The organism is Thermomicrobiales bacterium (genome assembly GCA_037045155.1).
GTDB lineage: Bacteria > Chloroflexota > Chloroflexia > Thermomicrobiales > CFX8 > JAMLIA01.
The window spans coordinates 996,974-1,015,615 of the sequence record JBAOIG010000005.1; the positions used below are offsets into that span (position 1 = coordinate 996,974).

12 protein-coding genes, 3 tRNA genes and 2 rRNA genes are annotated in these 18,642 nt (G+C 63.5%); 7 read left to right on the top strand and 10 right to left on the bottom strand.

The window, feature by feature from the left end; translation table 11 throughout:
- Positions 1-34: 34 nt before the first annotated feature.
- The 10 genes from V9F06_14705 to V9F06_14750 all read right to left on the bottom strand — a co-directional run bounded on the left by V9F06_14705 (position 35) and on the right by V9F06_14750 (position 10,634).
- Positions 35-2,155 (bottom strand): (Fe-S)-binding protein, encoded by a 2,121-nt coding sequence (locus V9F06_14705; GenBank protein ID MEI2618862.1) that lies wholly within the window; start codon positions 2,153-2,155, stop codon positions 35-37.
- A complete protein-coding gene (locus tag V9F06_14710) occupies positions 2,152-2,682 on the bottom strand; it encodes a hypothetical protein (GenBank protein ID MEI2618863.1) in 531 nt (176 codons plus the stop codon). The genes V9F06_14705 and V9F06_14710 overlap by 4 nt, the downstream gene beginning before the upstream one ends.
- Positions 2,683-2,717: 35 nt before the next feature.
- The gene (locus V9F06_14715; protein MEI2618864.1) at positions 2,718-3,677 is read right to left on the bottom strand and encodes an electron transfer flavoprotein subunit alpha/FixB family protein; all 960 of its coding nucleotides are present in this window, start codon (positions 3,675-3,677) and stop codon (positions 2,718-2,720) included.
- Positions 3,678-4,460, bottom strand: a complete 783-nt coding sequence (locus tag V9F06_14720; GenBank protein MEI2618865.1) for an electron transfer flavoprotein subunit beta/FixA family protein — start codon at positions 4,458-4,460, stop codon at positions 3,678-3,680.
- Between the two features lie 136 nt (positions 4,461-4,596).
- On the bottom strand, positions 4,597-4,989 hold the full coding sequence (locus V9F06_14725) for a nuclear transport factor 2 family protein (protein MEI2618866.1): 393 nt from the start codon (positions 4,987-4,989) through the stop codon (positions 4,597-4,599).
- Positions 4,990-5,109: 120 nt separating this feature from the next.
- Positions 5,110-5,181, bottom strand: a tRNA-Met gene (locus V9F06_14730).
- A 296-nt stretch (positions 5,182-5,477) separates the two neighbouring features.
- Positions 5,478-8,487, bottom strand: a 23S ribosomal RNA gene (locus tag V9F06_14735).
- Positions 8,488-8,648: 161 nt separating this feature from the next.
- Positions 8,649-8,721: transfer RNA gene (locus tag V9F06_14740), tRNA-Ala, on the bottom strand.
- Positions 8,722-8,770: 49 nt separating this feature from the next.
- Positions 8,771-8,844, bottom strand: a tRNA-Ile gene (locus V9F06_14745).
- Between the two features lie 281 nt (positions 8,845-9,125).
- Positions 9,126-10,634: ribosomal RNA gene (locus V9F06_14750) — 16S ribosomal RNA — on the bottom strand.
- Together the 16S and 23S rRNA genes with 3 tRNA genes alongside form the textbook arrangement of a ribosomal RNA operon.
- Positions 10,635-11,107: 473 nt before the next feature.
- Between V9F06_14750 and V9F06_14755 the strand changes: the two genes are divergently transcribed.
- The 7 genes from V9F06_14755 (at position 11,108) to V9F06_14785 (ending at position 18,634) form a co-directional block, all read left to right on the top strand.
- Positions 11,108-12,370 carry an acyl-CoA dehydrogenase family protein gene (locus tag V9F06_14755; protein ID MEI2618867.1) on the top strand — a complete coding sequence of 421 codons (1,263 nt, stop codon included), beginning with the start codon at positions 11,108-11,110 and terminating at the stop codon, positions 12,368-12,370.
- A complete protein-coding gene (locus V9F06_14760; protein MEI2618868.1) occupies positions 12,371-13,516 on the top strand; it encodes an acyl-CoA dehydrogenase family protein in 1,146 nt (381 codons plus the stop codon). It begins immediately after the preceding gene.
- Between the two features lie 121 nt (positions 13,517-13,637).
- Positions 13,638-14,120: a MaoC family dehydratase gene (locus tag V9F06_14765; protein MEI2618869.1), complete on the top strand. Its 483-nt coding sequence runs from the start codon at positions 13,638-13,640 to the stop codon at positions 14,118-14,120.
- Positions 14,121-14,145: 25 nt separating this feature from the next.
- The gene (locus V9F06_14770; GenBank protein ID MEI2618870.1) at positions 14,146-14,673 is read left to right on the top strand and encodes a DinB family protein; all 528 of its coding nucleotides are present in this window, start codon (positions 14,146-14,148) and stop codon (positions 14,671-14,673) included.
- Positions 14,674-14,721: 48 nt separating this feature from the next.
- Positions 14,722-16,959, top strand: a complete 2,238-nt coding sequence (locus V9F06_14775; protein ID MEI2618871.1) for an acetate--CoA ligase family protein — start codon at positions 14,722-14,724, stop codon at positions 16,957-16,959.
- Positions 16,956-17,552: a metallophosphoesterase family protein gene (locus V9F06_14780; GenBank protein ID MEI2618872.1), complete on the top strand. Its 597-nt coding sequence runs from the start codon at positions 16,956-16,958 to the stop codon at positions 17,550-17,552. Before V9F06_14775 ends, V9F06_14780 begins: the two co-directional genes overlap by 4 nt.
- Positions 17,553-17,590: 38 nt before the next feature.
- A complete protein-coding gene (locus tag V9F06_14785; GenBank protein MEI2618873.1) occupies positions 17,591-18,634 on the top strand; it encodes an SDR family NAD(P)-dependent oxidoreductase in 1,044 nt (347 codons plus the stop codon).
- Positions 18,635-18,642: the final 8 nt, after the last annotated feature.

The following is an 18,642-nucleotide window of genomic DNA, read 5'->3' on the forward strand; positions in this document are numbered from 1 at the left end:
ACGGGTGACGGGCCTTGGCGGCCATCCGGTCTGCCTAGTCGTCGTCGCTGGGCGCGTCATCCTGCGGGGTTGCTGGCTGTGCCACCCGCATCGACGCGGCGACCAGCTCGGCGAGGTCCTTGACGGCGAAGGTCTCCTCTGCGCCAACCCCTTTGATCCCATCCTCGAACATCGTCATGCAGAACGGGCAGGCGGCGCAGAGCACCTCGGCGCCAGTGTCGATTGCTTCGGTGACGCGCGCCTGGTTGATCCGCGTGCCGCGCGTCTCCTCCATGAACATGCGCCCGCCCCCGCCACCGCAGCAGAACGACTTGTTGCGGTTGCGTCCCATCTCGATCAGCTCGATCCCCGGCAGCGCGCTGATCGCATCACGTGGCTCGTCGTAGACGCCGTTGTAGCGACCGATGTAACAGGGGTCGTGGTAGGTCACCTTGCCCTGGGCGATTGCAGAGTCCGGGTCGAGCGTGATCCGGCCTTCGTCGATGAGCTGGTTGATGAGTTGGGAATGGTGGACAACCTCGAAGTTTCCACCGATTTGCGGGTATTCGTTGGCGATCGCATTGAAGCAGTGCGGGCAGGCGGTGACGATCTTCTTGAACGAATACTGGTTCAGCGTCTCGACCGTCTGCATCGCCAGCATCTGAGCCAGATACTCGTTGCCGACTCGCTTGGCCGGGTCTCCGTTGCAGGTCTCCTCCTTGCCGAGGATGGCGAAGTTGATGCCGGCCTCCTGGAGGATGCGTGTCAGCGAGATTGTCGTCTGCTGGCTGCGCGAGTCGAACGAGCCGAGGCAGCCAACGAAGAACAGGACCTCGACATCCTCGCCGGCCGCCGCTTTCTCGGCCATGACTGGCACGGGCGCGCCGACCTTGCGTGTCCAGTCGGCTCGCTGGTTCTGGGGAAACTGGTACGGGCTATTGAGCCGTTCGAGGTTGTTGAACATCGACACGAGCTCGTCGGGGAACTCACCCTGCTCAAGCACCAGGTTGCGGCGCATTCCGACGATCATCGGCACATGCTCGATGTAAACCGGGCAGTGCTCCATGCAAGCGCCACAGGTCGTGCAATCCCACAGCTCGGCCGGGGTGACGACTTCGCCGATCAGCGATCGTTCAGGCCCGACTCCCCAGCGATAGCGCGCGAGGTTCTCGCCCTCGCCCACTTCGCCGGAGAAGATGTCGCCACTATCGGCGGCATACCCGGCGATCTGCAGAATGAGATCGCGAGGATGAAGCGGCTTGCCGGTGTTAAATGTTGGACAGTACTCCAGGCATCGCCCGCAGTGCATACAAGCGTCCACGTTCATCAGTTGGGCCCAGTTGAAGTCCGCGAGGGCGGCGATGCCAAATGATTCCGCCTCCTCGAGATCCGGGATCGACGCGAGCTCGCCCATCGGCCGTAGCCGGCGGAAGAAGACATTCGTCAGGCTGGTGAAGAGGTGAACCATCTTCGAGTACGCCAGGTAGCTGAGGAAGATGTAGGTCGTGACAAAGTGCCCCCACCAGTTGATCCAGTGCAGGTGGCGGATCGTGTCGACCGATAGCCCCTGGAGAGGGATTGACATTGGATAAGACACAAACGACCAGTCCGCCCACGGGTCGCGAGTGACGGCGAGGCGCAGCGCCTGGAGGATGAACCCCTGGATGCTGAGGACCAGGAGCATCGTGAGCAGGATCAGGTCGTCTGCGGCCGTCTCCTGGTACTTCGGCCGGATGCGGAATCGCCGCAGGAATGCCATCAGCACCCCGACGATCAGCGCAACCCCGCCGATGTTCACCATCAGCTTGTAGCCGAGATAGAAGTTGCCTCGATAGAAGGACCAGTGGAACAGCGGGACAGTGATGTCATCCTCGATCGCAACGATGACCGTGCCGATGAAGAGGATGACGAAACCCCCGAAGATGCAGGCGTGCATGATCCCGGCATAGCGCTTGTTCCGGCGGATAATCCGGCCGTGGAAGATGCTCTTGACCAGGGCGCCTCGCAACCGGATGCCCCACTGGCCGAAGCGATCCTCGGGCTTTCCCCGTCGCCAGACGCTCACCCTCCGGGCCAGACCGAAGGCGATGAATATGAACGGCAGGACCATCGATGCAAGCAGGATGATCCTGGAGATGCTGCCGATATTCCAGAGAATCTCGCGAGTCGGGATCACGCGTCGGCTCCTTCCCGGTCGACCGTGGCCGGGTCACCGGGGTTCGGCTGGTCGTTTGCGGCGCGGTTGATCCGCACGATCGTCATGCCTCCGGTCAACAACGTTGCCGCCAGCATGAGCGCGCCAATGAGCGCGCCAAGAAACAGTAGCAACGCGCTGCGGTCGTTGCCCGCGTTGCCGGCCAACCCCGCCAGGAGCGCGACAAGCGCCGCGACGGCCGGCGCGATCGCCAGGACAGTCGAGATGATCCCGATTACTGCGCGGCGGCTGCGAAGCCAGGCAGGAGTTCGGAGAGTTCGTGGGGGGGCGAGACCGGCGTCGATGCCGAGGCCGATCCCACCGAGCGCAACCAGCCCCGCGGCAAAGACGCGAAGCTGGTGAACCCCTCCAAGCTCAGAGATGATTAACCCAGCGACGCCGAAGGCAAACGCCACCGCCGAGAATAGCCGCAGGTGTTCGTTGAGGAGCGCCCTGAGCGCATCACCGCGCGGCTTCGGCGCCGACTGCGGTTCATCGACCGTGGACATCGCTCACCCCTCGTCTCCACGCCGGCCATGGCGCGCTATCCCCGTCGGAGCTGTTCGGTCAGCTTCGGCACGATCGTCATGACGTCGCCGACGACGCCGAGGTCGGCAAGCTCGAAGATCGGCGCGTCCGGATCGCGGTTGATCGCGATGATGTACTTGCTGCCCTTCATCCCGGCGATGTGCTGGATCGCGCCAGAAATGCCACAGGCGACGTACAACGTAGGCTTGACCGTCTTCCCGGTTTGTCCGACCTGGTGCGAGTATGGAACCCATCCAGCGTCCACGATCGCGCGGGTTGCGCCCGGCGCGCCGCCGAGTGTCTTTGCCAGGTCTTCCACCAACGCGTAATTTTCTGGCTGGCCAAGTCCCCGTCCGCCCGAGACGATGATCGACGCATCCTCGAGGTTCGGGCCTTCACTTGCCTCGACGACTGTCTCGATGACTTTCGTCCGCAGCGTTCGCTCTTCGATGGCGATGCCCACCGGCCTCACGTCCGCCTGTCCGCCAACCTCCTCGGCGGCGAACGCCTTGGGGCGAATCTGGACGAGGTGCGGCTGCGAATTGCGGAGTGTTACTGTGCCGGTAGTCTCGGCGCCCCACGGAACGGTTACCCGCAGGTCGTCACCGTCGTAGCGCACGTCAGTCGCATTCGCAATGACGCCGACGTTCAGCCTCGCTGCCAGCCGTGAGACGAGATCCCGCGCCGACGGCGTGCTGGAGAACAGAATCAGGTCGGGTGGGTCGCTTGCGATCATCGCCGCCAGCGTCGCGGCGTGTGGCTCTGCGAGGTATTCGGCGTACCGTGGGTCGTCGCCGTGGTGGATGACTGTCGCGCCGTGGTTGCCGATGCTTGTTAGCGCATCGCTGCCAGCGGGGCCGAACACGACCGCCTCGGCGGTACCGAGCGCGCGTGCTGGAGTGAGGAGCTCCAGAGATTGTCTGTGGACTGCGCCATCGGTGACTTCAGTCCAGACCCAAACTCGCTTTTCTGTCATCTACGCCACCTGGATTTTCTTCAGGTAGGCGACGATCTGCTCGACGCTATCGCCGCCCTCGTCCGTGATCTTGACGCCCTGCTTCTCCTCGCGGATCAGCGCGACCGTCAGAACTTCTTCCTTCGCTCCGGTCTCGCCGACGGAATCTGCGGCAACTCCGAGCGCCGCTGTGTCCTTCGCGTCCACCGGCTTCTTCTTGGCTTGCATCATCAGCTTGAATGATGGGTAGCGCGGCTCGGCAACCGACGCGGTGACGGTGACGAGCGCCGGCAGTTGTGCCTCGACGGTCTGATAGCCCGTCTCGGTTGCCCGTTGGACGGTGACCTTGCCGCTGTCGGCAGATAGCGAGCGGGCGAACGTGACCTGTGGCAGGTCCAGGAGCTCTGCGAGAGCCCCGGGAACCATTCCAGTGTAGGCGTCGGTGCTCTCGACGGCGCAGACGACCAGGTCGGGGGATTCGGCGCGGATCGCAGCCGCGAGCGTTCTGGCAGTGCCGAGCGCGTCGGAGCCGGCCAGCGCGTTGTCCTGGATATGGATTGCTCGCCCGGCGCCCATTGCCATTGCGCGGCGCAGTGCGTCTTCGGCGGCGGCCGGCCCCATCGTCAGGACGACGACCTCGCCGCCCTGTTTTTCGACGAGCTGTAGAGCGATTTCGATTCCGTATTCGTCGGACGGATCGAGGATTGACTGGGCGGGATTGCGCTTCAGCCGCTTCGTGCCGGTGTCCACTTCCATCGGCATGTTCGGGTCGGGGACGTGTTTCGCGCAGACGACGATCTTCATCGCGGCAGACGATTCCTTTCGTTACGCCGAGTGTCGCCTCGAGTATCGACGGGGAAGGATGCACTGGTGCTTCGGGCCGGCATGATAGGTGAACTAAAGCATGGTTGGCAAGCCTTCTGCTCTCTGGTTGGCGCGATCAATCGAAGAATTTCCGTTGACGTGTCTCAGCCCGGCGACGCTGCAGACGCCAACCAGCCTGCGTCAGGACGATCGTATCGTAATAGTCTCCGGTCATTGGTGGGCCTTCGTTCGGGAACGCGATGAACTTGCTATGGGCGTTGACGACGCCGTCGATGGCTTCTGTGAGTGTCGTGTTGCCCGTGAAGTGAGCGTACATGTTGCGACCAAGGAACGTCCGGATGATGTCCGCGGCTCCGTGAAGGTCGGGAATCCCGTATGCGCTGCGATCGAAGATGAAGTCTTCGGCGAATACCTCGTCGACGCGGCCCCAGTCGTGATCGTCGACGATATGCCCGTAGTCGGCCAGCAGCGCGTGGATCTGGAGGATGTCGTCGGCTGTCAATGTCATTCGTTCGCTCCCCTCTCGATCGATAGTATGGCGCAATCCAGGGGAATGTCGTGGGCACGCAAACGCCCACTGGCTAGAGACTCCGGGAGTCTGTTACCAGTGGGCGTCAGGCGTAGGTAGTAGCGGGGGCAGGATTCGAACCTGCGACCTTTGGGTTATGAGCCCAACGAGCTGCCGCTGCTCCACCCCGCGGTGGTGGTGGTGGATGCGTGTGTGTGAGGGTGGGTGTTGGTGATGACGAGTCGGGGGTGGGCGCGACGGCCTCGCCTCCCACGCAGTTGCCCGCGCAGTACTCTCCGGCGCTGCCCGGGGGCACGACCCGGTGCGGGATGGGACGGGGTGGGGCCCGGGCGCTCTGGGCCACGCCCACCCCCGGCTCGTCAGTTGGTGGTGGTATAGATGGCGTGGGTTTGCCGTGGTGGTCGGGAGACGCGCGTGGGCGGTGGTGGTGGTGGAGAGTGGGGTGGGGTGTGTGTGTGGGAGGGGGAAGAAGAACCGCCCTCGACCATGAGGACGGCTTGGCTCCAGTCGGTTACCCGCTGTCCACCGGCCGCCTCTTAACCCGGTCGTCTTCCGGGGGTCTTACTCTGTAATGATGAGAAGGCTCATCTTGGGGTGGGCTTCCCACTTAGATGCTGTCAGCGGTTATCCCTGCCAGACGTAGCTACCCAGCGCTGCCGGATGTCCGACAACTGGCACACCAGCGGTCTGTCCAGCCCGGTCCTCTCGTACTAGGGCCAGCCCCCCGCAACCTTCTATGCGCCCACGGCGGATAGAGACCGAACTGTCTCACGACGTTCTGAACCCAGCTCGCGTACCTCTTTCATGGGCGAACAGCCCAACCCTTGGGACCGCCTCCAGCCCCAGGATGAGACGAGCCGACATCGAGGTGCCAAACGCTGCCGTCGATATGGACTCTTGGGCAACATCAGCCTGTTATCCCCGGGGTAGCTTTTATCCGTTACGCCACGGCCCTTCCACGCGGGACCGTGGGATCACTCTGCCCGACTTTCGTCCCTGCTCGGGTGGTCACCCTCGCAGTCAAGCCCCCTTGCTGCCAGTGCACGCTCCGGCCGATTTCCATCCGGCCTGAGGGGACCATTGGGCGCCTCCGTTACTGTTTAGGAGGCGACCGCCCCAGTCAAACTCCCCGCCAGCCACTGTCCCCGCGCCGGATAACGGCCGCAGGTGAGAGCGCCGACCTGGCCAGAGTGGTATTTCACCGCCGCCTCCCCCGGGACTGGCGTCCCGGGTTCATTGGCTCCCACCTATCCTACACAAGCCAGATCTACGCCCGATGGCAAGCTGGAGTAAAGCTCCACGGGGTCTTTTTGTCCTGCCGCGGGTTGTCCGCATCTTCACGGACAGTTCAATTTCACCGGGTCCCTCGTTGAGACAGCGCCCAGATCGTTATGCCTTTCGTGCGGGTCGGAACTTACCCGACAAGGAATTTCGCTACCTTAGGACCGTTATAGTTACGGCCGCCGTTTACCGGGGCTTCGGTTCAGAGCGTGAACCCCTCCCCTTAACCTTCCGGCACTGGGCAGGCATCAGCCCCTATACGTCCGGTTTCCCGTTCGCAGAGACCTGTGTTTTTGGTAAACAGTCGCCTGGGCCGCTTCACTGCAACCCCCTCCCGCTCCGGTTCGCGAGGAACCATCACGGTACCGGGGCCCACCTTCTCCCGAAGTTACGGTGGTAATTTGCCGAGTTCCTTAACGAGGGGTCTCCCGTCCACCTTGGTCTATTCGACCTGCCCACCTGTGTCGGTTTGCGGTACGGGCACAGATCACCTGGCTAGAGGCTTTTCCTGGCAGTTCAGGCCCAACCCACTTGGCCGGGGTGTCCCCCGACCTCGCCATCGCCTCTCGGTCATCGTCGCGGGGGATTTGCCTCCCGCGGCTCCCTACCGGCTTGGACGGATTGCTCCGCTGGGCCTGCCGCCCTGCGTCCCCCCATCGCTCGTAACGGGGATCTGTGGTACGGGAATATTCACCCGTTGTCCATCGCCTACGCCTTGCGGCCTCGGCTTAGGCCCGACTCACCCGCAGCTGATCAGCATGGCTGCGGAACCCTTGGGCATTCGGTGGGGCGGATTCTCACCGCCCTTGCGCTACTCATACCGGCATTCGCACTCGTCGCCGCTCCAGCCGTGCTCCCGCTCGACCTTCTCTGCTGACGACGACGCTCCCCTACCATACGATGCATTGCTGCATCCTATCCGCGGCTTCGGTGCTGGCCTTGAGCCCCGGTACATTGTCGGCGCCAGCGCACTCGACCAGTGAGCTATTACGCACTCTTTCAAGGGTGGCTGCTTCTAAGCCAACCTCCTGGTTGTCTGTGCACGCTGACAGCCTTGTCCACTTAGGCCAGACTTGGGGACCTTAGCCGGCGGTCCGGGCTGTTTCCCTCTCGACGACGAAACTTAGCTCCCGCCGTCTCACTCCCGATGGATCGGCGCCGGCATTCGGAGTTTGGTTGGGGTCAGTAAGCGGGAAGCCCCATCGCCCATCCAGTGCTCTACCTCCGGCGTCGCCTGACATCGAGGCTGGCCCTAAAGCCATTTCGGGGAGAACCAGCTATCTCCAGGTTCGCTTGGCATTTCACCCCTACCCACAGCTCATCCGCGCCTTTTGCAACAGACGTCGGTGCGGGCCTCCACGCGCTCTTACACGCGCTTCACCCTGGCCATGGGTAGATCACCTGGTTTCGGGTCGACCGCCCGCGACGTGATAGCCGAAGCTATCGCTCGCCCTGTTCGGACTCGGTTTCCCTCTGGCGCCGGGTATCACTCCCTCAACCGCGCCACAGACGGTCACTCGCCGGTTCGTTCTACAAAAAGCACGCCATCAGCCTGCCCGTCCCGTAGGCCGGGCAACAGCCTCTGACAGTATGTCGGCACACGGTTTCAGGATCTATTTCACTCCCCGCGCCGGGGTGCTTTTCACCATTCCCTCACGGTACTGTTCGCTATCGGTCGCCTGCGGTATTTAGCCTTGGAGGGTGGTCCCCCCTGCTTCCGGCGGGATATCACGTGTCCCGCCGTACTCCCGGATTCCTGACCGAGTCCGTCGCTTTTCCCCTACGGGACGCTCGCCCTCTTCGGTGGCCCGTTCCAGTGGCCTTCGGGTAAGCGGCGGATTGATAACTCGGTGCGGGTGCTGCCGCCCCCGCTCCAGGCCCGTCCAACCCCAGACGACCATCGCCGGCAGGCTGTGCCAGCCGTCTGGTTTCGGCTTCTCCCGTTTCGTTCGCCACTACTCCGGGAATACTCTCTTTTCCTCGGGGTACTCAGATGTTTCACTTCCCCCGGTGCCCTTCACCCGGCCTATGTGTTCAGCCGGGGATGACGGAGGTCCACCTCCGCCGGGTTGCCCCATTCGGACATCCTCGGATCATTGCGTGCCCGCCGCTCCCCGAGGCGTATCGTCGCGTGGCCACGTCCTTCATCGGCCGCAGGCGCCAAGGCATCCACCGTGTGCCTTCGACGCGGTTCTTCTTCGTCTCCCGCGTCCCACGTTCTCTCCACCACCAGCACGCGCCTCGCGCGTCTCCCGGCCACCCGGTCGACCACGCCGGCCACCTGCCAGCAGTCCTCACACGATCGACAGCCCGGCTTGGCTGTCGTCGCGCGCATCCTCCACTTGGTAAGGTGCCGGTGGAGCTGCGGGGATTCGAACCCCGGACCTCCGCCGTGCAAAGGCGGCGCTCTCCCAACTAAGCTACAGCCCCGTCTCGACGACTCCACTCGCCGCCCGCCTTCCCTGTCCGGGAACAGCGGTGGGCGTTCGTGGACTCGAACCACGGGCCTCACCCTTATCAGGGGTGTGCTCTAACCAGCTGAGCTAAACGCCCCCAGGCCGTGGCTCCGGCTGAAGCCACGCGCTGGCGCCGTGCCAACTGAGCCGTGATGCCCCCGTGCGAACCAGAAACTTGAAAAGCGGATTCAGTGTCTGCGGTCAGTGTGTGGTCGCCCCTCCCCGTCCGACCCCATCCGCCCAGGCCCTCCCCCCGGTTTGTGCCGGGGCTCGTCAGGCGTGGGATGGTGGATGACGGCGGCGGGTGACTCGCGGTGCGACCGTTGACCTGGAAGGGATCCGTCCTCGATGACTCGAGACCCGGATCCGGCTCCCTAGAAAGGAGGTGATCCAGCCGCAGCTTCCGCTACGGCTACCTTGTTACGACTTCGTCCCAGTCACCAACCCCACCCTCGGCGGCTGCCTCCTTGCGGTTGGCCCACCGACTTCAGGTGTTGCCGGCTTCCATGACGTGACGGGCGGTGTGTACAAGGCCCGGGAACATATTCACCGCGGCAATGCTGATCCGCGGTTACTAGCAACTCCGCCTTCATGAGGGCGAGTTGCAGCCCTCAATCTGAACTGAGACCGGGTTTGGGGGATTGGCTCCGCGTTACCGCTTGGCAGCCCACTGTCCCGGCCATTGTAGCGTGTGTGTCGCCCAGGGCGTAAGGGCCATGCTGACTTGACGTCATCCCCACCTTCCTCCGGTTTGGTCCGGCAGTCTCGCTAGACACACCATGGTAACTAGCGACGAGGGTTGCGCTCGTTGCGGGACTTAACCCAACATCTCACGACACGAGCTGACGACAGCCATGCAGCACCTGTCTCACCGCTCCCGAAGGCACTCCTCCCTTTCAGGAGGATTCGGTGGACGTCAAGCCCTGGTAAGGTGTTGCGCGTTGCGTCGAATTAAACCACACGCTCCGCTGCTTGTGCGGGCCCCCGTCAATTCCTTTGAGTTTTAGCCTTGCGGCCGTACTCCCCAGGCGGGGCACTTACTGCGTTAGCGCCGGCACGGCAGGGGTCAACTCCCGCCACACCTAGTGCCCATCGTTTACTGCGTGGACTACCGGGGTATCTAATCCCGTTCGCTCCCCACGCCTTCGCGCCTCAGCGTCAGGTCAGGTCCAGGCGGCCGCCTTCGCCACTGGTGTTCCTCCGGATCTCTACGCATTTCACCACTACACCCGGAATTCCACCGCCCTCTCCCTGCCTCCAGCCAGTCCATCTCGACGAACCCTCCCCCGTTGAGCGGGGGGCTTTCACCGCCGATGCGACCGGCCGCCTGCGCGCCCTTTACGCCCAGTAATTCCGGACAACGCTCGGCCCCTACGTCTTACCGCGGCTGCTGGCACGTAGTTAGCCGGGCCTTCTTCCGGGGGTACCGTCACTTCCTTCGTCCCCCCGAAAAGCGGTTTACACCCCGAAGGGCGTCCTCCCGCACGCGGCGTTGCTCCGTCAGGCTTTCGCCCATTGCGGAAAATTCCTTGCTGCTGCCTCCCGTAGGAGTCGGGGCCGTGTCTCAGTCCCCGTGTGGCTGGTCGTCCTCTCAGACCAGCGACCGATCACCGCCTTGGTAAGCCATTACCCCACCAACTAGCTAATCGGACGCAGCCCCCTCCAGGCGCGACCCCCGAAAGGGCCTTTCCTCACCTCCGTCCCCAGAGATGAGCGTATGCGGTCTTACACCCCGTTTCCGAGGCCTATCCCCCACACCTGGGCAGGTTAGCTACGCGCTCCTCACCCGTCCGCCACGGTCGACGCCCGAAGGCGCTCCCGTTCGACTTGCATGCATTAGGCACGCCGCCAGCGTTTATCCTGAGCCAGGATCAAACTCTCCATCATGACTCGTCCCGGCCACGCATCACTGCGCCCCGGTGACTCGTGTCCTGCTTCGTGATTCTGTGCCTGACTTCAGCACACAGACCCCACTCCACATTAGTCACTCGCCCGCACGTTGGCATCACGGCTCAGTTGGCAAGGTGCTGCTTCGACCCCGCTGGTCTGCCGCCGAGCCTTGCGTCATCTCGACGCAACACCCTTGAGCCGCACACCGCACGGTGGCGAAGCCTCGGAAGTATAGCCACCACCCTAACCCCTGTCAAGGCGATTTCGGCGCTCTTGAGAATCAATTCGATCCTGGCCGGATTCGCTGGCAGACATATTGACGAGAGACGCGGAAACGAGTAGCGTGCTCGCCGCGATAGGTATTGAAGGAGTATGCAGGCGGAGGGGTCCGCTGACGCGAGTTTCGAGGGAGGAGAGCCGTCGGGAGACGACGTTTCGATACTCGTTGGATGTGAGAGGATCGGCATATTGTGGACCTGAACTACACGGCAGAGGATCAGGCGTTTCGCGCCACTGTTCGCGCATGGTTTGAAGAGAACCTCCCCACTGAGCCACTCCACACGCTCGAGGAACGGCGCGCCTGGCACCGGAAGCTCTATGAGGCTGGCTTTATCGGCATGGGCTGGCCGAAGGCGTATGGTGGCCAGGAAGCGCGGCCGATGGAACAGGCGATCGTCGGCGAGGAGATGGCTCGGGTCAACGCGCCGGCCGGCGTCGGCGGCCTCGGCATCTCGATCGTCGGCCCGACGATCATTCACCACGGCACCGAGGAACAGAAGAAGCGGTTCGTCAAGAACATCCTGACCGGCGAAGAGATCTGGTGTCAGCTGTACTCCGAGCCGAACTCGGGGTCTGACCTGGCCTCCCTTCAGTGCCGGGCAGACATCGACGGCGATGAATTTGTCATCAACGGCCAGAAGATCTGGAACAGCGGCGCCCATATCTCCGACTGGGGGCTGATGCTGGCGCGGACCGACCGCTCGGCCTCGAAGCATCAGGGTATCTCCTGCATTCTGATTGATATGAAGGAACCCGGGGTTGAGGTGCGCCCGCTCAAGCAGATCAGCGGCAGCAGCGAGTTCTCCGAAGTCTTTTTCTCCGACGTCCGTGTCCCGGCTGACAATCTCATCGGTGAGCTCAACACTGGCTGGCAAATCGCCCAGACGACGCTGGGGTACGAGCGCGGCGGGAGCACGCTGTCGCGGGTATCCCGGCTGCAGGTGCAGTTCTCCCGGTTGCTCGAAGTCGTCCAGTCACTTGAGGTGACTGGTGGCAAGGCGATCAATGATCCGGTTATCCGCCAGGAGCTGGGCGCGATTGCGGCAGATATCGAAGTGTTGCGCTATGCGTCGTTGCGGATTCTCAGCCGACTTGAAAAGGGCCAGCGACCCGGGCCGGAGGCGTCGATCGCCAAGCTGCACTACTCCGAGCTCGACAAGCGCGTGCAGGAGATCATCCTCGACATTCTCGGCCCCTACGGCCAGGAGCTCGACAATATCCCCGAGGAGCTCCGCGCCGATGGCGGCGGCTCCCCGAGCGGTGAGGATACGGCCGGATCGTGGGCGTATCCCTACGTCTGGTCGCGGGCAGGCACGATCTACGCAGGCTCGTCCGAGATTCAGAAGAACATCATCGGCGAGCGCGTTTTGGGCTTGCCGAAGGAAGTTCGCGCGGATCGTATCGCCGCGGCCCAGCCGAAGGCTGGCACGCCAGCGGGTGAGGGAGGGCAATAGATGGATTTCGACTTTACCGAAGATCAGGTGATGCTGCGCAACCTGGTGCGCGAATTCCTGACCGAGCAGGCGCCGGTCAAGCAGGTCCGCGACATGATGGACGATGCGCTTGGCTATGACACTACTGTCTACTCCCAGTTGATGGGGCTCGGGGTCACGCCGTTTCCCGAGTTGTACGGCGGCGGCGGCCTCGGCATGATCGAGCAGGCCATCATCCTTGAGGAGATGGGCCGCATTCCGTACCCGGGTCCGTATTTCGCCTCTGTCATTCTGGCCGGTTCGGCGCTGATGCACTCTGGCGACGACAATGCCCGCGCGCGCTATCTGCCCGATATCGCCAACGGCGATCTGACGGCGACGCTTGCGCTCATCGAGGACGCTGTCGACTGGACGCCGGCCGGCATCGGCCTTGCGGTCACATACGACGGCGGCGATCTCGTCCTGAACGGAATCAAGCGCTTCGTCCCATTCGGACAAAGCGTTGATGTCGTCTTTGTTGCCGGCCGCGCTCCCGGCTCGTCCGGCGCCGATGGCGTGTCACTCGTCGTGGTTCCGCGCGACGCAGCCGGTCTCACCGTCGAGCCAACGACGATGCTCGACATGACATCGAAGGTTGCGACGTTGCGTTTCGACAACGTCCATGTGCCTGCCGAGAATCTGGTTGGCGCCGAAGGCGGCGCGGCAGCCGCGCTGGAGGAGACGCTGCGCGCGGCTGCGATTGCCGCCGCGGCAGAGATGCTCGGCGCGTCGCGCAAGTCGCTGGAGATGTCGAACGATTACGCGAAGGTCCGTAAGCAGTTCGGTCAGTTCATCGGGCAGTTCCAGGCGGTCAAGCACAAGCTGGCTGAGATGCTGGAGCTGGTTGAGAACTCGCACGCTGCCGTCTACTACGCTGCCTGGGCGGTCGACGCCGGGGCAGCAGATGCCGCGCTGGCGGCGTCGGTCGCCAAGGCCACGCTTAACGAGTCGTCAAAGCGAGTCTGCGGCGAAGCGATCCAGGTTCATGGTGGCATTGGCTACACCTGGGAATACGATCTGCATCTGTACTGGAAGCGGGCAAAGTACCTCGAGCCATTGTATGGCGACACGTCTTATCATCGCGAGCGCGTCCTCGAGGAGTCGCTCGCGCAGCATGCCGCATCCTGACGAAACGAGCGCCGGCCGGCGATATCGAACGTCGCATGGCCGGCGCAACCATCAGAATTGACGGCGATTCCGTAGTGGTGTGATGGCGTGGGTCGAGGACGCCGGGAAGGAAGGGATGAACGTGAGCGAGACCGAGGCGGGCAAAGTCGTCCGCAGCGTTGCCGAGCTGAGGGAGCTGATCGGTCAGGAGCTCGGCGTCGGTGACTGGGTCGAGATCGATCAGGACCGAGTCAACGCATTCGCCGATGCGACAGGAGACCATCAATTCATTCATGTCGACCCGGAGCGTGCGAAGCAGACGTTCTTCGGTGGCACGGTGGCGCACGGGTATCTGACGCTGTCGCTGATCCCCTATCTCGGCTCTCACCGTGGCGGCGTGAAGATCGACCTCGGCGGCAGGATGGGAGTCAACTACGGGTTGAACAAGGTTCGTTTCCCATCCCCGGTGCCGGTCGGCAGCCGTATCCGGTCGCGACACAAGCTGGTTGCCGTCGAGGAGATCGGCGACAAGGCGGTCCAGATGACTACCGAGGTAACTGTCGAGGTGGAGGGCCAGGAGAAGCCGGCCTGCGTTGCCGAGACACTCAGCCGGACCTATTTCTAGATACGTCGACGCACAGGAAGCGAGCGTGAGACGAGTGGATATTCTCGACCGACTGCTCGGCCATGATTACGCCACAACGCGGGAGCTGCTGCTGCAGGCCCGCCGCCTCAACGATGACCAGCTCGATCAGGTCTTCGATGTTGACCACGGGAGTGTTCGCGCGACGTTCGCGCATATGATCGGGAACGTCGCCATCTGGAGTGATCTGATCGACGAGCGACCGGTCGATCGGAAGTCGTTGGACCCCTCGATCGTCGGGCTGCTGCGCGCCCACGAGCGCACCTACGGTGAATTCGCCGATCTTGCTCGCGAGATCCGCGACCGGGATCGGCTCGACGAGCTGTTCACGGATACGCTGGATACCCCGGCGACCGAGAAGCGCTTTGGCGGAGCGATCGTCCACGTCATCACCCACAACATGCACCATCGGGCACAGGTCATCTGGATGATGAACAAGCTCGGTGTCCGCGGCGTGACCGAGGGAGACGCGCTCTCCTGGGAGACCAGTCACGAGGCGATCGGTGTCCATGGCGAGGACGATATTTTCGAATGACATGCAGGACCGCGGGTTGGATGGATCGGCCCAGTTGAGGAGGACGGGGTGGTAATACGTCAGGCTGCTGAGGAGCCAAATCCCGGAGATGAGGCTATCGCCTTCCGGCGGGCGATGGATGCCCTCTTTCACCCAAAGTCGATTGCGATTGTCGGCGCATCGCAGCGGCCGGGCTTCGCGAACTCGATCCAGCGGCTGATCCTGAAGGGCGGCTACGAGGGCGCGGTCTATGGCGTGAATCCGCGCTATGACGAGATTATGGGCTGCCCCAGCTATCCGACGATCGACGCGATCCCGGGCGGGGCCGATAAGGCGATTGTCGTCGTGCCGAGCCAGTCCGTTATGGATGTCCTCGGCCAGGCCGAGCGAGCCGGCGTCAAGGCAGTCAATATCATCACCAGCGGTTTCGGCGAGCAAGCCGATGACGACGCCGCCGGCCGGCAGAAGCAGATCCGCGACTTCGCCGACCGCACCGGCATCCGTATCGTTGGGCCGAACTGCCTGGGCATCATCAGCACACCCGCAAAGATGATCGCGAAGTCTGGCCCATATAGTTATGTCAATCGGGGTCCGATCGGGATTGTCTTCCAGAGCGGGTTGCTGGCATACAGCGCCGTACTGCCGCCGACCGACCGCGGGTTTGGCTATTCCTACATTGTCACGACCGGCAACGAGGCGGATCTCGACGCGACTGACTTCATGCGCTACTACGTCGAGGATGATGAGACGCGAATCATCGGCTGCTTCATCGAGCAGTTCCGCGATGCAGACAAGTTGCGACATGTGGCCGAGATAGCGGCCGATGCCGGCAAGCCGCTGGTGATCCTGAAGATCGGGCGTTCCGAGGGTGGTCAGCGCGCCGCGCGCGCCCACACTGGCTCGCTCGTCGGGTCGGATGGCGTCATCGACGCGGTCATGCGCAAGTCGGGCATCGTTCGGGTCACGAACCTCGACGAGATGATCGAGACGCTGGCCGTCTTCCACACGCGGAAGCTGCCGAAGGCGGACGGGCTCGGGACCATCTTCGTCTCGGGCGGGGCCGGCGGGTTGATCTCCGACCTGAGCCAGGATCTCGGGATCAACCTGCCCGAGCTTGCGCCGGATACAGCCGAAAGGCTCCACGACATCATCCCGCCCTATGGCACCGTCGGCAACCCACTCGATACAACCGGGCAGGTCGCCCAACAGCCGGAGATCATGGGCGGGGTCCTTCAGGCGATGGCCGAGGATCCCAATATCAGCACCGTCGTCTATGGTCAGGCATACCCGAGCAAGATCGACCTCGACAGCCCGGTCGGCCGGGTGATGAAGGGGATCCCCGATCGATACCCGGACAAGGTCTTCCTGATTCTGTCGCTTGTCACCGGGAAGATGCAGGAAGGTTTCCGCGCGGATGAGCCGCCGGTCGAGCCAACAGAAACCTGGGACGGCATACCGTTCCTCCAGGGCGCCGAGAACGGCCTGCGCGCGATACGGTCGCTCAACTGGTACGCCGACTTCCAGCGCCGACGGGCCACCGCAAAGCCGGCAGCTACCGGTGACTCTGTCGTCGCAGAGCAGGCCCGAGCGATCGTTCGCGCGGCCGGCGGCCATCCACTGGTGGAGCGTGAGGCGAAGCAGCTACTTGCGCTGTACGGGATCCCGGTTACCGGTGAGCGGCTGGCGGTCAGCGCCGATGAGGCGGTTGCCGCAGCAGGGCAGATCGGCTATCCGGTTGTGCTGAAGATCGAGTCACCAGACATTGCCCACAAGACAGAGGCCGGCGGCGTGTTGCTGGGCGTCGCAGATGATGCCGCAGTTCGCGAAGGGTACGCCAGAATTATCGCGTCGGCAGGCGCATATAACGCGAACGCGCGAATCACCGGAGTGCTGGTCCAGCAAATGGTTCAGGGCGGGCGCGAGGTGATCCTCGGCATGACCCAGGATCCCACGTTCGGCCCGGCGGTCGCAGTCGGTCTCGGCGGCATCTTCGTCGAGATCCTGAAGGACGTTGTGCTCGGCGCGCCGCCGCTGACGGCAGACGAGGGTCGGGAGATGCTCGGCCAACTGCGGGGACGTGCGATCCTGGAAGGAGCACGCGGCGCAGCGCCGGCCGATCTTGACACCGTTGCCGGGATCATCGAACGATTCTCTCGGCTGTGCCTGGATCTGCGCCACGAGGTGGCCGAGATCGACATCAATCCGCTGCTCGTCTTCGACGAGGGGCAGGGCGCCTGTGTCGTCGATTGCCTGATCGTGCCGTCGGATGGAGCAGCTTCCGGCGGGAAGCAGAACGGGGCATCTTGAGCTTCGGCAAACGAGTCGGTGTTCTCTCCGATATCCACGGGGCGACGCGTGTGCTAGGGCTGGCGCTTGATGTCTGCGCGCGCGAGGAGGTCGAAACGATCGTCCTGCTGGGTGATCTGTTCGACCGGGCGGAGCAAGCGGACGCCACGATCGATCTGCTGAAGAGCTGGCAGGTGATCGGTGTGTATGGGAATCACGAGCGTGAGGTTGCGCTGGCAGCGGCGGCCGGCGAGGTCGATCTCAAGCCGGAGACGATCGCGCTCTTGACCGCGCTCGAGGAGGAGGTCCGGATCGGCGACATCCGGTTGACTCATGAGGTTCAGCGCTGGGGCTCGGTCGACCCGGTTGCGCGGATGTTTGGCGGTCATCACCAGGATCATGGGGATGACCCGGCTGCCCGGCTGACGTTCACCGGGCACACGCACTTTCGCCAGGCTCGGGATGAGCGCGGCCTCCTCGACATAGGACGCGGGGTCGTCTCGATCGTTCGCGAGCGTCGATACCTGTTTAACCCGGGCGCGCTGCAGATCGGGCAGTTCGCCATCTGGGATCGGGAGGAGCGGACGGTGAGGTTCCGCCACATCGAATGGTGAACCGCAACGGCCCGCCGCGAAACGCCAAGGAGGGATTAATGGGCAGGCTTGATGGCAAGGTCGCGCTGGTCACTGGCGCCGGGCGAGGGATCGGACGTGGGATTGCTCTGTTGATGGCCCAGGAAGGGGCAGCGGTCGTTGTCAACGATCTTGGCACCGGCCTGGCCGGCGAGGGCGCCGATGTGTCCGTCGCCCAGCAGGTGGTGAATGAGATCGAGGCGGCTGGCGGCAAGGGTCTCGCCAACACCGACTCGATCACCGATTACGATGCGGTCGGCGCGATGGTCGAATCTGCGATCGACCACTTCGGCAAGCTCGATATCGTCGTCAATGTCGCTGGCATCCTCCGCGATCGGATGATCTTCAACATGGACGAGGCAGAGTGGGACGCGGTCGTCGCCGTCCACCTGCGAGGCACGTTTAACACATGCCGGCATGCCTCGACGCATTTCCGTGATCGGCGGGAGGGTGGCCGGATCATTAACTTCTCGTCCAGCTCGGCATGGGGCAGCCCGGGCCAGCCCAACTACGCCGCCGCAAAGTACGGCATCCTCGGACTGACCGCGGTATTGGCGAACAGCCTCGATCGCTACGGTGTTACCTCCAACGCGATCCTCCCGTACGCGGCGACTCGAATGATCGACTCGACGCCGCGCGCAGAGAAGGTGCGCGAGGAGACCGGCAAGCTCCCCAGCGAGCTGGCAATTGGCAGCGAAGGCGATCCCGCCAATGTCGCGCCGATGGTGACTTACCTTGCGACCGACGATGCGCACAACATCAACGGTCACTTCTTCGGCGTCGGCGGCTACACCGTCGGCCTCTATTCGCACTGGGAGCTCGCCGGCGTGCTGCAGGCCGACCGTCGCTGGACGGTTCAGGAGCTGATCGACCTGTTCCCGAAGACCATCGGCGCTGAGGTTGTTCCACCACCACCGGTCGAGGCTGGCGGCCGGATGATCAACGGCTCGGCAGCGCAGCAGCTCGATCCGGCGAGCTGGAAGTCGCTCAGCGACAGCATCGCCTACTGGGAGCGGCAGCTCTACTATGACGCCCGCCGCCAGGAACGCCCGAGCGCGTCATAGGTAGAGGG

Coding starts and splice junctions, on each gene's coding strand:
- V9F06_14710 (MEI2618863.1), bottom strand. CDS start 2,682: ATGTCCACGGTCGATGAACCGCAGTCGGCGCCGAAGCCGCGCGGTGAT.
- V9F06_14715 (MEI2618864.1), bottom strand. CDS start 3,677: ATGACAGAAAAGCGAGTTTGGGTCTGGACTGAAGTCACCGATGGCGCA.
- V9F06_14720 (MEI2618865.1), bottom strand. CDS start 4,460: ATGAAGATCGTCGTCTGCGCGAAACACGTCCCCGACCCGAACATGCCG.
- V9F06_14725 (MEI2618866.1), bottom strand. CDS start 4,989: ATGACATTGACAGCCGACGACATCCTCCAGATCCACGCGCTGCTGGCC.
- V9F06_14760 (MEI2618868.1), top strand. CDS start 12,371: ATGGATTTCGACTTTACCGAAGATCAGGTGATGCTGCGCAACCTGGTG.
- V9F06_14785 (MEI2618873.1), top strand. CDS start 17,591: ATGGGCAGGCTTGATGGCAAGGTCGCGCTGGTCACTGGCGCCGGGCGA.